The organism is Flavobacterium sp. HJSW_4 (genome assembly GCF_042436695.1).
Taxonomy (GTDB): domain Bacteria; phylum Bacteroidota; class Bacteroidia; order Flavobacteriales; family Flavobacteriaceae; genus Flavobacterium.
This window is the reverse complement of record NZ_JBHNPP010000006.1, coordinates 144,508-159,587: the sequence shown is the minus strand read 5'-3', so window position 1 is coordinate 159,587 and position 15,080 is coordinate 144,508. Positions and strand designations below refer to the sequence as shown.

The window sequence follows — 15,080 nt, the reverse complement described above, 5'->3', positions numbered from 1 at the left end:
TTCTTAGCGTTTTTTATTTTTATTCTAAAACTAAACCTATTTGGCCATCGTCGTCTAATTCTGTTTCAACCGGATCGTCTTCTGAAATTTCTGGTCTTTCAGGAACTTCTTCAACTGGTTCTTCATATGGAAGCGGTTCTAATAAATTAACTTGTCTTAATTTATCTGTCGTCAATTGATTTCCTAAAGCTTTAAAACCTTTTACGGCTATAAAGTCTTCCACATCGATATGAAGATCGTCTTTTTGAACTCCTTTTACTTTTGCAAAAATCAATTGCGCTACAGGACGATAATCTGTAGATACAATCTCTAACTGCGAATTTGGGTGATCTGTAATGAAACTTTCTTCTTTGCCTTCGTTTTCTACAAGGAAACGTTTTAAGAAATAACGTTCTTTTTCTCCATCATAATAAATTGCAGAAATTGGTTTTTTAGGTTTCCACTTCTCCAAAACAATCATATCTTCTTCAAAGTGAGTCGATAATTCTGGAATAATTACCTTTAATTTACCTGACTGACTTATTACTAAGATTTTATCTGTTGGTTTAAATTCACCCAAAAGTTCTCCTCTTGCATCAACATTTAAACGTTTTACAGTATCATCAAACCAAACTTTTCTTGGAAGTAAAGTCGAGATTCCTTTTTCTTTTAATTCGATTTTCTTGATTGGATATTTGGTTACCAAGTTTCCTTTAGAACCACGTCCTTTAATTGCTAAATTAGCAAAATCAATATCGAATTTCAGTTTTTTAATCGTTCCAACCTGACGCAGTAAAATAGTCACAACTTCAGCTTCTCCGTTTGGATTATGTGAAAAATAAACTACCTGAGAACCATTTGTTCCATTTGTTAAATCGTAAGCTTTATCACGTGTTACTCCGGTAACATTAAAACGTTTTATGTATGATGGGCCCGATTTACCATCACGATACATCATGTTATAAATAGTTCGCTTATCATTTTTATCAAAAACGGCCGCATGTATAATATCTTTTCCGATAAAAGTTTTTGAATCTACTTTTGTAATCATCAAAGTTCCATCACGCAAAAACACGATAACATCATCAATATCAGAACAATCGCCTACATATTCATCTTTCTTTAAACTTGTCCCAACAAAACCTTCTTCACGGTTTACATATAGTTTTGTATTTCTTAAAACTACTTTTGTTGCCTCAACATTATCAAAAACACGAAGTTCTGTCTGACGTTGACGGCCTTTTCCGTATTTCTCTTTTAATTTTGTAAAATAGGCAATAGCAAAATCGGTAAGATGTTCCAAATTGTATTCTACCTCTTTCATTTCTTCCTCTAATTTCGAAATCAACTCGTCTGCTTTATCAGAATCAAAACGAGTAATACGAATCATCGGAATTTGAGTCAAACGCTGCAAATCTTCATCGTTGATTTCTCTAACGAATGACTTTTTGAAAGGCTCGAATCTATCATACAAGTATTTGTATAATGATTCTCTGTCTCCATATAATTTGAAGTCAATGTACATTTCTTCACGGATGAAGATTTTTTCTAAAGTAGAAAAATGCCATTTATTCTTTAATTCTTCTAACTGAATTTCTAATTCCTGACGAAGTAAATCAACTGTTCTTTCTGTCGAAATTTTCAACATTTGAGAAACACCAATAAACAAAGGCTTGTTATCTTCGATAACGCATCCTAAAGGCGCTACAGATGTTTCGCAAGCAGTAAAAGCAAATAAAGCATCGATTGTTTTATCTGGCGAAACTCCTGGGAAAAGGTGAATTAAAATCTCAACATCAGCCGCGGTATTGTCTTCAATTTTCTTGATTTTGATTTTACCTTTTTCATTGGCTTTCAAAATACTATCAATCAAACTCGATGTATTGGTCGAAAACGGAATCTGCGTAATCACCAAAGTATTTTTGTCTAATTGCGAAATCTTAGCACGCACACGCACACGACCGCCACGCATTCCGTCGTTGTAATTCGAAACGTCGGCAATACCTTGCGTCATAAAATCAGGATAAAGCGTAAATGGTTTTCCCTTTAAGATTTTAATCGAAGCGTCTATTAATTCGTTGAAGTTATGAGGCAAAACTTTCGTTGATAAACCAACTGCAATACCTTCTGCTCCTTGTGCTAAAAGCAATGGGAATTTAACTGGAAGATTGTTTGGTTCTGCACGACGTCCATCGTACGAAACACCCCAATCGGTAATTTTTGGAGAATACAAAACCTCCAAAGCAAATTTAGATAAACGTGCCTCAATATAACGGGAAGCTGCCGCACCGTCGCCAGTTAAGATATTTCCCCAGTTTCCTTGGCAGTCAATCAATAAATCTTTTTGACCAATTTGCACCATTGCATCACCAATACTCGCATCTCCGTGAGGGTGATACTGCATGGTGTGCCCTACTACATTGGCAACTTTATTATAACGACCATCATCCAACTCTTTTAAAGAGTGCATAATACGACGCTGAACAGGCTTGAATCCGTCTTCGATAGCAGGAACTGCACGCTCCAGAATTACGTACGAAGCGTAATCCAAGAACCAGTCTTTGTACATTCCGGTTACTTTCGTAATAACGTCTTCGCCTTCTTCTTCCTGATTTTCGTAAAAATGCTGTCCTTCAAAATGTTTAGCATCTACGTCGATAATCTCATCGTCATCACCATTTTGATTGTCATCAATCTGGTTTTCATCCTGATTATTCTCGTCGTCGCTTGGAATTATGTTATCGTCTTCTTCGTCTTTCATATATTTTGTTCAGTATAAATACTAAAAATTCTTCTTCTTTAATTTTAAGCTTCCTCAAGCTCATCAATCTCAACCTTCAAATTCTTGATAATAAACTCTTGTCTATCAGGCGTGTTTTTCCCCATATAGAAAGACAATAACTGTTCGATAGAAGTATTTTTATCCATCATAATTGGATCTAGTCGAATTGTATCTCCAATAAAGTTTTTGAACTCATCTGGCGAAATCTCTCCCAAACCTTTAAATCGCGTGATCTCTGGTTTTGGTTTCAGTTTTTCAATCGCGTCTTTTCTTTCTTCTTCAGAATAACAATAAATCGTTTCTTTCTTGTTACGAACCCTGAAAAGTGGTGTCTGTAAAATATACAAATGCCCTTCTTTGATTAATTCTGGAAAGAATTGTAAAAAAAACGTAATCAAAAGCAAACGAATGTGCATTCCGTCGACATCGGCATCGGTTGCGATTACGATGTTGTTGTAACGTAATTTTTCTAATCCGTCTTCGATATCTAATGCCGCTTGCAATAAGTTAAATTCTTCGTTTTCATACACGATTTTTTTACTCATCCCGTATGAATTCAAAGGCTTACCACGCAAACTGAAAACCGCTTGTGTATTCACATCACGAGATTTTGTAATCGATCCAGAAGCCGAATCTCCCTCGGTAATAAAAAGCGTACTTTCTAGGTTTCTTGGGTTTTTAGTATCTGGAAGGTGCGCACGACAATCTCTTAATTTTTTATTGTGAAGATTGGCCTTTTTAGCACGATCTGTCGCCAGTTTTCTAATTCCAGATAATTCTTTACGCTCACGTTCTGCCTGAAGAATTTTACGCAATAAAGCTTCGGCAGTTGTTGGATTTTTATGCAGGTAATTGTCCAGTTTCGTTTTGATGAAATCATTAACGAAAGTACGAACAGAAACTGCTGGAGTTCCGTCATCAGAACCCATATCTGTAGAACCTAATTTTGTTTTAGTCTGAGACTCGAAAACTGGTTCCATTACTTTAATACTAATCGCACTTACAATCGATTTACGAACGTCTGAAGCTTCGAAATTCTTATTGTAAAATTCACGAATTGTTTTTACAACTGCCTCACGGTAAGCCGCTAAGTGCGTTCCTCCTTGAGTTGTATTCTGACCGTTTACAAAAGAGTGATATTCTTCACTATATTGGGTTTTACTGTGTGTAAGTGCAACTTCAATATCATGATCTTTCAGGTGAATAATTGGATATTCTAAGTCTTCTTCGTTAATGGTTTCTTCTAATAAATCACGAAGTCCATTCTCTGAATAATATTTTTCTCCGTTAAAAATAATCGTCAAACCATTGTTCAAATAACAATAGTTTTTGACCATTTTAATCACATATTCTAAACGGAATTTATAGTTTTTGAAAATCGTTTCGTCTGGCGTAAAAACTACTTTTGTTCCTTTACGTTTTGTTGTATCGATAACATCTTCTTCAAGAACAAGGTTTCCAGCAGAAAATTCCGCTCCTTTTTGTTTATCATCACGAACAGATTCTACACGGAAATAATTAGACAACGCATTTACCGCCTTTGTTCCGACCCCGTTCAAACCAACTGATTTCTGGAAAGCTTTAGAATCGTACTTTCCTCCAGTATTCATTTTCGAAACTACATCGACTACTTTACCCAACGGAATTCCACGCCCGTAATCACGAACCGAAACCGTCCTGTCTTTAATAGAAACTTCAATAGTTTTTCCGGCACCCATAACGAACTCATCGATACAGTTGTCTAAAACCTCTTTTAATAAAATGTAAATACCATCATCCGGTGATGATCCGTCCCCTAATTTCCCGATGTACATACCCGGACGCATACGAATATGTTCCTTCCAATCGAGTGAACGAATATTATCTTCGTTGTATTGATTTTGCTCTAGCATAAATGAATTTAGGATTTTTGGCTAATGTACCATTTATCGGTAAAAAATAAAAGCGTATTACTTTTTTGTTATGAATAATAACAGTTTTAAAATCTATTTTATACTGATTTTAAACTAAACGGATACTAAATTATAAAAAACTGCTTTTTTAGCAAAAAAATACTATTTAATTCCGAGTACTTCTTTCGCCAAGGCAATCATTTCGGGGGTTCCCGTATTTTTGTTTTTTTCGTCAGACAATTTCACAACTCCTTGCCAATGTGTATTATCAGGTTTTGTATCGGTTAATTTTATAACCATATTCATTGCCGGAAGTCCAACGTCGTTTGTGAAGTTTGTTCCAATTCCGAAAGACATTTTTATTTTGTCATGACAGAAATCGACTATTCTTTTTACCTTTTCAAAATTTAAGGAATCAGAAAAAACAATGGCTTTAGATTTAGGATCGATTCCCATTTTGATGTAATGCGAAATTACTTTTTGAGCAAATTCTATCGGGTCACCACTATCATGTCGAACTCCATCAAAAAGTTTTGAATATTTTTTATCAAATTGATTGAAAAATATATCGGTTGTATAAGTGTCTGTTAATGCAATTCCGAGATCTCCGCTATATACTTGTGTCCAATGTTCAAGACTTATCGAATTAGCCATTTTAAAACCATACTGCGCAGCATGAAACATAAACCATTCGTGTGCATGCGTTCCTAACGGACGTTTATTGTTGATCATTGCAAAATGCACATTGCTTGTTCCGATGAAACTTTGACCGCCGTAAGTTCTTAAGGTTTCGTTGACTAGATTATGAACTTCATGCGAATGGCGACGTCTCGTACCAAATTCAAGAACTGAAACTCCTAGCTTATTGTAATTTTCAATTTTTTCCTGAGTAATCTTTTTTATGGCTTCATCATTTAAACGAATTAAATGGCTCGCTTTATAAAATAGTTCCGAAATCAAAGCCATCAAAGGCACTTCCCACAAAATAGTTCTGTACCAAAATCCTTCAACTGTAACCGAAATTTCTGAACCTTCTTGACTAATCTGAACTTCAGACGGATCAAAACTATATCCTTGCAGAAAATCTAAATAAGTTGGGTCAAGATAAGGGCAATAATGTGCTAGATAACTTTTTTCGTCTTTCGTTAAACGCAAATCCGCCATGGCATCTACAGAATGACGAAGCAAATCTGCAAAACCTGGCGGAAAAATATGTTTTCCACGATTTATAAATCCGTAACGGACTTTTGCTTTTGGAAAAAGCTTTATTACAGCATGCTGCATTGTAAATTTGTAGAAATCATTATCTAAAATTGATTTCAAAAAAGTAGTTTCCATAGCATCAAATTCTTTTCATTTACCGCTAAGATACGGCAATTTCAGAAAACATAATAGATGAAAGAACTCTTATTTTTTTAGACAACTTTAAAAGAAACAGTACTATCTCCATCAACAAAAATGGTAATGTAATTTCCGATATTGCCGTCAATAAGAATTTGAAATTCTAATCCTCCTCTTTTCTCTTTCGGATTAAGAACTTTAACAGGCTGATTCTTTTTATTTAAATAAAAAACCTGATTGGATTTGGAAACATTTTTAATTTCTACAGTAATTTTATCTCCACTTTTCACTTCGACTATTCCTGAATTTGGAGTTTTGATTTTATAATCGTTTTCGATGGTTTTATTATAAATCAAAGGACCGTTTAAGAAATCTTCTTTGCTTAATCGATCACCTAAAAATGATCCAGAATCTGGATAATGCTTTGCAAAGAAATAATCAGGATCGGTATCAAAATAAATTGGATTAAAATCATTGACCATTCTTCCTTTGCTGCTGTCATAATAGCCTTGCCCCCAAGTCACATCAATAAGACGCCACTTTTTGTTAATCAAAACCATATTCCAAGCGTGGTTTGAAGAAGTATTTTTTCTTCCAATATCAGCTGGCCTTGTTTTAGAATCTCCTTTTACTATTTCGCATTTCAAACCAACTTGTTCCGCCAAATTCTGATACAAAGCTGTAAAACCTTCACAAACTGCTTTTTGAGATTTAAAAGCTTTTTGAATAAGATTATCATTCAGCTGTTTAATTTTTCGTTGTTTTTCAGCTTCAGAAGAATAGCTGAAACCCTGCACTTTCGGCGGATTCAGAAATGCATTGTAATCGTATTTTATATTGAAAGCAATCCAGCTGTAAATTGCTCTCGCTCGTTCTGCTTCAGAATCAAAATCTTTTTCAATTCTTTCTGCTAATTGCTCGGTGGTATTAAAGCTTTTCGGGTATTTTGCGACAATCTTATCCACTTCATTTATCTTTTGTGCAAAGGTAAAATTCAGGAAAAAAGCGTTCAAAAAAAGAATTAGAAAAGCAATCTTTTTTATTGGCATGTATTTAAAAACTTGATTTGATAATATCTTTTAATTCTTGATCTAATTCTGGATTTGAGATTTTATTTTCTTGCAAATCAAAGTTTGCATTGAAAGCAGGAAGAGAAAAAGCACCTTTAATATCGGCTCCATAACGCGGGAAAAGATTTTGAGCAATTCCTAAAACTGAAGCACCGCCTCTTCCCCCAGGAGAAGTTGCTAATAACAACATTGGTTTGTTCTGAAAAACATCTTTTTCGATACGAGAACTCCAATCGAAAACATTTTTGAAAGCAACAGAATAGTTTCCGTTATTTTCTGCCATTGAAACTACTAAAATATCAGCTTCTTTCAATTTATTTAAAAAGGCTTGAGCCACTTCATGCTGGCCAACTTCTTTCTCTAAATCGACACTAAAAACTGGCATTGCAAAATCGTTAAGATCTAAAACCTCAACATCGGCATTTTCAAACAAACTAGATGCGTAAGTCGCTAAATGTTTGTTGATTGAGTGCTTGCTGTTACTTCCTCCAAAGGCTATAATTTTCATATCGTGGTATTTATATATTTTTTTGCTTTCAAAAATTAAGCCATAAAATTACAATGCATTTTCAATTAAATAAAAAAGATAGCATCTATTTGGTTTATTTTTTATTCCGGTTCTATTTCAAAAACCTCTTTTTGAATTTCTACAGAATAATCATTTGGCGAAATACTTCCCCCAAAAGCCTTAGCGTAAACTTTGGTAAATTCTGCTCCAAAATATAAAATAATAGCCGAGTAATAAACCCAAACCAAAATTATAATTACAGAACCCGCCGCACCGTAAACACTCGCAACTGTTGAATTTCCTAGATAAACTCCAATTGCAAATTTACCTATCATGAATAAAATTGCAGTACTCGAAGCTCCAATAAAAGCATCTTTCCATCTGATAATTCCATCTGGTAAAGTTCGGAATATAATAGCAAAAAGCAATGTGATACTGACAAAAACAATCAATAAATTAACCACATAAAAAACGTAAACTGTTGTGTCTGGAAAATACAATTTTAAACGGGTATTGAGAAGATCTAATGTAGCGTTGACCATTAAACTGACCAACATCAGGAATCCAACTGAAACAATCATAGAAAAAGACATGATTCTGTTTTGGATAAATTTTCGGAGTCCTTTATTGGGTTTTGCACGAAGTCCCCAAATGTAGTTTATAGAACTCTGAATTTCTGCAAAAACTCCCGAAGCCCCGATCAAGAGCATCACAACCCCAAAAACGGTTACAAATACATTACTGTCTGATAATTGAACATTTTTGATTGCCTCCTGTATTTGTACCGCAGCATTATTTCCAACCAACCTATTTATTTGACCGTATAATTGACCTGTGACTGCCTCTTCCCCAAAAAAGAAGCCACAAATAGTAATTATAATAATCAACAAAGGAGGCAAAGCAAAAATGGTATAGTAAGATAACGCCGCACTGAGCTTTATGGCATTATCGTCATTGAATTCTAAAAATGTCGTTTTTAATAAATACCAAGTTCTAGAAAAGATATTGTGATTTTTCATTTGCTGATTTTTTGATATTTACTCAAATTTAAGCATTAATGAAATTTCGTTATTTCTTTGATTTTAGGCAGATTTTACATTTTTACCATGTTTATTTATAATGGCAGAAAATCCCTTTATCATAAACGGTCCACAAACTTGCTTTTTGATTGGCCGCTTTTAATGCATTGTTTGCCCAAGTATTGCATGTATAGAAAAGGCTGTAGCTTCCTTTTGCTTCATAAAAAGCATCTTTTTTTCCGTAGCTGTGACCTTCAATCCATTGCGGATGAAGTGGATCACTAAAACTTTCTGAAATATAAGTTACCAGTTTTTGATAATTTTCTTTTGTAATTAAAATGCGTTTGCAATCATCACCTTCTCTTAATTGCTTGAAAAATGTAGCATGAACAGCTGAAGAACTGATTCCAAATGCGGCTTTGAAAGCTGTACTTGCTTTTAAATCTGACCATTCTGGAGTTTCAAGATAAAATCCTTTATCTCCCCAACCGAATCCTATATAATTCATTAACGAATCTTTTGATTGTGTTTGACTGAATTGAATTTCATTCCTCCAATCTTTAATTTCGTTTTTAACTGGAACTACAATATCGGTATGGACTCCGTTAGAAAGAATGTAAATAGGAATAGCATTTTGTTCTTCGACTTTCGCTATATCTGAATTCACAGTAATTTTTGAAATAATTAAAACAGATGAAATGTAAAGAGCAAGGGAAGCGAAAATTCCGAAAAGTGTCCAGCCCAAAAATTTGAAAGATTTTTTTAGCATTTTGATTGATTGGTTTTAGATTAATAATTGGTTAATTTTTCTGTAACCAATTACTGAGCCAAAAATTTTGCTTCTTAAAAATAGCACACGGATTTTACTGATTCGCTTTCGCGAAAGCGCGGATTTAAAGGGATTTTTCTTCTCATTTTTTGTCTTCCTGAGCGAAGTCGAAGGACACGCTAGAAACTCCACAAACAGAATCGACAATCTTTGCGGGGCTTCGACTTCACTCCGCCTGACAAGCGATGGCTTTTATCTATTTTCTTTCTTCTTTTCTCTATTTTCTAAAAACAAAAAAACTGCTGAATCTCTCCAGCAGTTTTTTTCTATATATCTTTCTTCTTGTTTCTTTCTTCAAAAAAAAGATTAAACGTTAAAACGGAAGTGCATTACATCACCATCTTTTACTACGTATTCTTTTCCTTCAACTTTGAATTTTCCAGCTTCTTTTGCTTTTGCTTCAGAACCGTATTGAACGTAATCTTCGTATGAAATAACTTCTGCACGGATGAAACCTTTTTCAAAGTCAGTATGGATAACTCCTGCTGCTTGTGGTGCAGTTGCTCCAATATTGATTGTCCAAGCACGAACTTCTTTTACACCAGCTGTGAAGTAAGTTTGTTGTTTTAATAATTTGTAAGCTGCACGAATTAAAACTGATGCTCCTGGCTCTGTTAATCCCATATCTTCAAGGAAAACCTGACGCTCTTCGTAACTTTCTAATTCTGTAATATCAGCTTCTGCTCCTACTGAAAGGATAATAACTTCAGCTTCTTCGTCTTTTACTAATTCACGAACTTGATCTACATACTTATTTCCGTTTACTGCTGAACTTTCGTCTACGTTACAAACGTATAAAACTGGTTTTGCAGTAATTAATTGGAAACCTTCCATCAAAACTTCTTCGTCATTACTTTGAGGAACAATTGTTCTTGCAGATTTCGCTTGTAATAAAGCTTCTCTAATTCTATTTAATAAAGCTTCTTCTGTTTGAGCTTCTTTATTTCCTGTTTTTGCAGCACGTTTTACTTTTTCTAAACGTTTTTCAACAGTTTCTAAATCTTTTAATTGTAATTCGATATCGATAGTTTCTTTATCGCGAATTGGATTTACGTTTCCGTCAACGTGTACAATATTATCATTGTCAAAACAACGTAAAACGTGAATGATAGCATTACATTCTCTAATGTTTCCTAAAAACTGGTTTCCAAGACCTTCACCTTTACTTGCTCCTTTTACTAAACCTGCAATATCTACAATATCAACAGTTGCCATTTGAACGCGTTCTGGTTTTACCAATTCTTCCAATTTGTTGATTCTTGGATCTGGAACGTTTACAACACCAATATTAGGTTCGATTGTACAAAACGGAAAGTTCGCACTTTGCGCTTTTGCATTAGATAAACAATTAAATAATGTTGATTTTCCAACATTTGGTAATCCTACAATTCCTGCTTTCATCTGTTTGTTTCTATATTATTTATACGACCTTTTTATATTAGGTCTAAAACATTAAACATTGTGTTTTAATATTTTGTGATTTAAATGCTCTTTTATTCTTTTCTGCCAAAATGATATTTTTCGGCTTTAAAATTTTGCAAATATAAGATTTAATAGCTCTTGCGCGAAGTAAAAATGTTCAATAATATAATTTTAGAGCTAATCTTAAAAATTTTTAAACATTTCATTAATTTTTTGTTAAAAAAAGTTAATTTTATAAAACTAATCAACAAAAAAACAAACCAAAAAACCAATTACCATGAAAAAGATTGCATTATTAATATTTCTGCTGAATGCAGGGTTTCTCTTCGCGCAAAAAGAAGTCTCGGGGATCGTTAAAGACAAAGCCGGAGCACCGCTTCCTGGTGTCAATATTGTCGAGAAAGGGACAACAAATGGCGTTTCTACCGATTTTGAGGGTAGTTATAAAATAAAAGTAAAAGAAGGTGCAACTTTAATCTTTAGTTATGTTGGATTCTCAACAGTTGAAAAAGCAGCTTCTGGCGACAAAATAAATATTATTTTAGGTGAAAATAGTGACGGTCAAGTTTTAAATGACGTTGTGGTTACAGGATCTAGAAGCACCAAGAGGACTGTGGTAAATTCTGCTGTTCCAATTGATGTTATTAGCGTTAAAGATGTTACAACTCAGAGTGGTAAAATTGAAATCAATCAATTGCTTCAATATGTTGCTCCTTCTTTCAATGCGAATAAACAATCGGGGTCTGACGGTGCCGATCACGTAGATCCAGCTTCGTTAAGAGGTATGGGGCCTGACCAGACTTTGGTTTTAATTAATGGAAAAAGAAGACATCAATCGTCTTTAATTAACTTATTCGGAACAAGAGGACGCGGAAATACAGGAACAGATTTGAATGCAATTCCTGCCGCTTCTATTAAAAGAATTGAAATTTTGCGCGACGGTGCTTCAGCACAATACGGTTCTGATGCCATTGCAGGAGTTATCAATATTATAACAAATGACAATGTAAATGAATTAACAGGATCTGTAACTTACGGTGTTTTTGACACGCATGCGAAAGGCGATTTTCTTCCTGGAACTCCTAACACAAAAGGATACAGATTAGATCAAGATGGAAATGGAAATTCATACGGAAAAGATCAAGATTTTGATGGAGGTTCTGTGAGAGTTGCAGCCAATTATGGAGTTGCTTTAGGAACTAAAGGCGGTTATGCAAACTTTACAGGTGAATTTATAAACAAAAATAAAACGCTGAGACCTGCTTACGATTTCAGAAAAGGTTTTGGAGACGCGAGCATGCATGGTGTTAATTTATTTGCTAATTTTTCTATTCCTATTGCAGATAAAACGGAGTTTTATGCTTTTGGAGGAAGTAATTTTAGAGATACAGATGCTTACGCATTTACAAGAAATGATGGCGAAAGAGTTGTAGAATCAGTTTATCCTGGAGGTTACACGCCAAGAATCACATCAAAAATCAATGATAATTCTGTTGCTGCTGGAATTAAAACAGAATCTTCTGGAGGATGGAAATTTGATTTGAGCAATACTTTCGGAAAAAATAAATTCCAATACGATATTAAAGGAACGATAAATGCTTCTCTTGAAGAAAAATCTCCGCATGAATTTGATGCTGGAGGGCATAGTTTGCTTCAAAACACCACAAATTTTGATATTTCTAAAAACTACGACACTGTTCTTAAAGGCTTTAATATTGCTTTTGGAACTGAATTTAGAGTTGAAAAATTTGAAATATTTGCAGGAGAAGAAGGTTCTTATGCAACTTATGATACTAACGGCCAGCCTATAACTGATCCAACAACTCAAAGTCCGCCAACAATTCCTAATCCTGATTACGATCCTACTGATCCTGATTCTTCTCCGACAATACCAAGACCGGGAAGTTCTCAAGGTTTCCCAGGTTATAGCCCTGCAAATGAAGTAAACAAAAGCCGTACAAATTTCTCTTTATATGCCGATGGCGAATTGGATATTACAGAAGCCTTGATGGTTAGTGGAGCTTTACGTTTTGAGAATTACAGCGATTTTGGAAGCACTTTAAATGGAAAATTAGCTTCAAGATTAAAACTTGGCAATCATTTCAATTTAAGAGGTTCTGTAAGCACAGGTTTCCGTGCTCCTTCTTTAGCTCAGGTTTATTACAATTTACGTTTTACGAACTTTAATGCAAGCGGTGCAACCGAAGTTTTATTGGCGCCAAATGATAGCGAAGTTACTAGAGCTTTTGGAATCAGCAAATTAAATGAAGAAAAAGCAGTCAATGCTTCTCTAGGTTTTACTGCAACTTATGGAGATTTCACTGCAACAATTGATGGTTATTACATTCAAGTAAAAGACCGTATTGTTCTTACAGGATATTTTGATGCAAGTGCTTTAAATCTTGGCGTTTCAGAAGCGCAATTTTTTGCCAATGGTGTAGACACAAGCACGCATGGTCTTGATGTGGTTTTATCTTGGAAAAAAGGATTTGATTTTGGAAACCTTAGCGCAACTTTGGTTGGAAACATCAATGATATGAAAATTGATAAAGTTAAAAGCGGTACACTCGATGAAGCTACTTTCTTCGGAAAACGTGAAAAAGCCTTTTTACTGGCTTCTGCTCCAGACAACAAATTTGGCTTAAACCTTAATTATGCCAAAAAGAAATTTGACGCTGGTTTGGCTTTTACTCGTTTTAGCAAAGTTGTTTTGGTCGATTATGCAGATGAAGATGATGTTTACAACCCGAGAGTGGTGACCGATTTAACTCTTGGCTATCAATTTACTAAAAGTTTAAAACTGACTATCGGAAGCAATAACTTGTTTAATGTATATCCGACTAAACAAGACGAACAAGGAAACACAGAAGCTGGAGGTTATTGGGATGCCGTACAAATGGGCTTCAGCGGTGCTTACTACTACGCAAGACTTGGATTCAATTTTTAATTATGATCACAAGAGGCTTCTACCAATCCCGAAACGTCAGGACGGGACGCTCAGCCTGACAAACATATAAGAACAAAAAAATCCTGAACTTGCGTTCAGGATTTTTCTTTCTATTTATTAATTACAATTTAAACTCTAATGATGCGATGATAGCTTTTTCTTCATCGGTTGCTGTAAATCCTGAAATATCCCAATAATTGGTCAGGATTTTGTTTTTCTTATTAAAAAGCGATTTCTCCTTAAAAACATCACTTTCATTATAAGTGAAATTCTGTTTATTGAAACCCGTTGTAACAAAACTATTTCTTACTTGAACATTTTTAGTTTTTTCTTTTGAAACGACATCGTAAGCAATTTCTTCATTTGAACTCAACAAATAATAGTCGGTTCCGTCCCATCTGTAATTTACTTTTACAAACGATTTTGTCATGTTTTTATCGCCTTCTTTTGTTTTTTCTTCCACTTTATCAAGAGTGGCTGGCGTAACCGTAATTGTAAATTCTACAATAATTTTTTTCTCAGGATCGTAAATGATTTCAAAATTATCAATTGCTTCTTTTGCTTTGTCTAAAGGAACAGCCGACATTATATAATAAGCAGCATTTTTTGCATGACCTTTAGTTGTAAAATCATATTCCTTTTTCGCATTAGGACTTAGCAACGGATCTAAGTATTTAAAATTCGAATAATTCTCCATGATATCATTCAAATTATAACCTTTCAAATCAGTACTTACATCTGTCTCTATTAAGCCATAAGAACGATTCTGTTCTACTAATAACGTAGTTGTATTGTTTTTATTGAATTGAAAGTTGACTAATCCGTCGTTATAATAAGAATATTGATTGTCTAACATGAAAAATTCACGAACATATACCTTTAGTCTATGTGCAACACCAATTTTCTGTTTCGAATTTGCAACTACTTTCTGAAGCATTTTTTGCGGATTCTCATTTGAAACGACAACTTCATCTAAGTTTTCCTTTTTATTTTTAAGGTAAACCACAAATCCGTTTTCTTTTAAAGCTGCCCAGCGAAGAGTCAGATTTTCATAATTCATCTCAGAAACTTCAACATTTGAGCCTCCGCTCAAAACAAAAGTTACTTTACCCTCTTCATTAGTCATTAAAACCTGTTTTGTTTTTAGGACTTGTACAGTAGCATTTTCTATTGGTTGCAACGTTTCAATGTCTTTTACATAAACAGAATACTCATCGCTTTGTGCAAAAACATTCAAATTAAAAAATACGACAAATAAAAGTAGGAGTTTCTTCATATGCGTTGTTATTTT

10 protein-coding genes are annotated in these 15,080 nt (G+C 34.3%); 1 reads left to right on the top strand and 9 read right to left on the bottom strand.

The genetic code is table 11. The features are described 5' to 3' along the window. Window positions 1–19: 19 nt before the first annotated feature. From ACE01P_RS07915 to ychF, 8 genes are all read right to left on the bottom strand, one after another. On the bottom strand, window positions 20–2,740 hold the full coding sequence (locus ACE01P_RS07915; RefSeq protein WP_379695992.1) for a DNA gyrase/topoisomerase IV subunit A: 2,721 nt from the start codon (window positions 2,738–2,740) through the stop codon (window positions 20–22). A 44-nt stretch (window positions 2,741–2,784) separates the two neighbouring features. Next, a complete protein-coding gene (locus ACE01P_RS07910) occupies window positions 2,785–4,653 on the bottom strand; it encodes a DNA topoisomerase IV subunit B (protein ID WP_379695990.1) in 1,869 nt (622 codons plus the stop codon). A gap of 162 nt (window positions 4,654–4,815) precedes the next feature. Continuing rightward, entirely contained in the window at window positions 4,816–5,991 is a 1,176-nt protein-coding gene (gene pncB / locus ACE01P_RS07905) for a nicotinate phosphoribosyltransferase (RefSeq protein WP_379695988.1), read from the bottom strand. Window positions 5,992–6,068: 77 nt separating this feature from the next. Continuing rightward, entirely contained in the window at window positions 6,069–6,959 is an 891-nt protein-coding gene (locus ACE01P_RS07900; RefSeq protein ID WP_379695986.1) for a transglutaminase domain-containing protein, read from the bottom strand. An 88-nt stretch (window positions 6,960–7,047) separates the two neighbouring features. Then, the gene (locus ACE01P_RS07895) at window positions 7,048–7,572 is read right to left on the bottom strand and encodes an NADPH-dependent FMN reductase (protein WP_379695984.1); all 525 of its coding nucleotides are present in this window, start codon (window positions 7,570–7,572) and stop codon (window positions 7,048–7,050) included. A 101-nt stretch (window positions 7,573–7,673) separates the two neighbouring features. Further along, window positions 7,674–8,591, bottom strand: a complete 918-nt coding sequence (locus ACE01P_RS07890; protein WP_379695982.1) for a YihY/virulence factor BrkB family protein — start codon at window positions 8,589–8,591, stop codon at window positions 7,674–7,676. 91 nt (window positions 8,592–8,682) lie between these two features. Then, window positions 8,683–9,360, bottom strand: a complete 678-nt coding sequence (locus tag ACE01P_RS07885; protein WP_379695980.1) for a TIGR02117 family protein — start codon at window positions 9,358–9,360, stop codon at window positions 8,683–8,685. A gap of 366 nt (window positions 9,361–9,726) precedes the next feature. Then, window positions 9,727–10,821, bottom strand: a complete 1,095-nt coding sequence (ychF, locus tag ACE01P_RS07880) for a redox-regulated ATPase YchF (RefSeq protein ID WP_379695978.1) — start codon at window positions 10,819–10,821, stop codon at window positions 9,727–9,729. A 298-nt stretch (window positions 10,822–11,119) separates the two neighbouring features. On the opposite strand from ychF, the gene ACE01P_RS07875 reads away from it, so the two are divergent. After that, window positions 11,120–13,789, top strand: coding sequence for a TonB-dependent receptor domain-containing protein (locus tag ACE01P_RS07875; RefSeq protein WP_379695976.1), 2,670 nt, complete (start codon window positions 11,120–11,122; stop codon window positions 13,787–13,789). Between the two features lie 121 nt (window positions 13,790–13,910). Here ACE01P_RS07875 and ACE01P_RS07870 read toward each other — a convergent pair whose 3' ends face one another. After that, on the bottom strand, window positions 13,911–15,065 hold the full coding sequence (locus ACE01P_RS07870; protein WP_379695974.1) for a hypothetical protein: 1,155 nt from the start codon (window positions 15,063–15,065) through the stop codon (window positions 13,911–13,913). Between the last annotated feature and the right edge of the window lie 15 nt (window positions 15,066–15,080).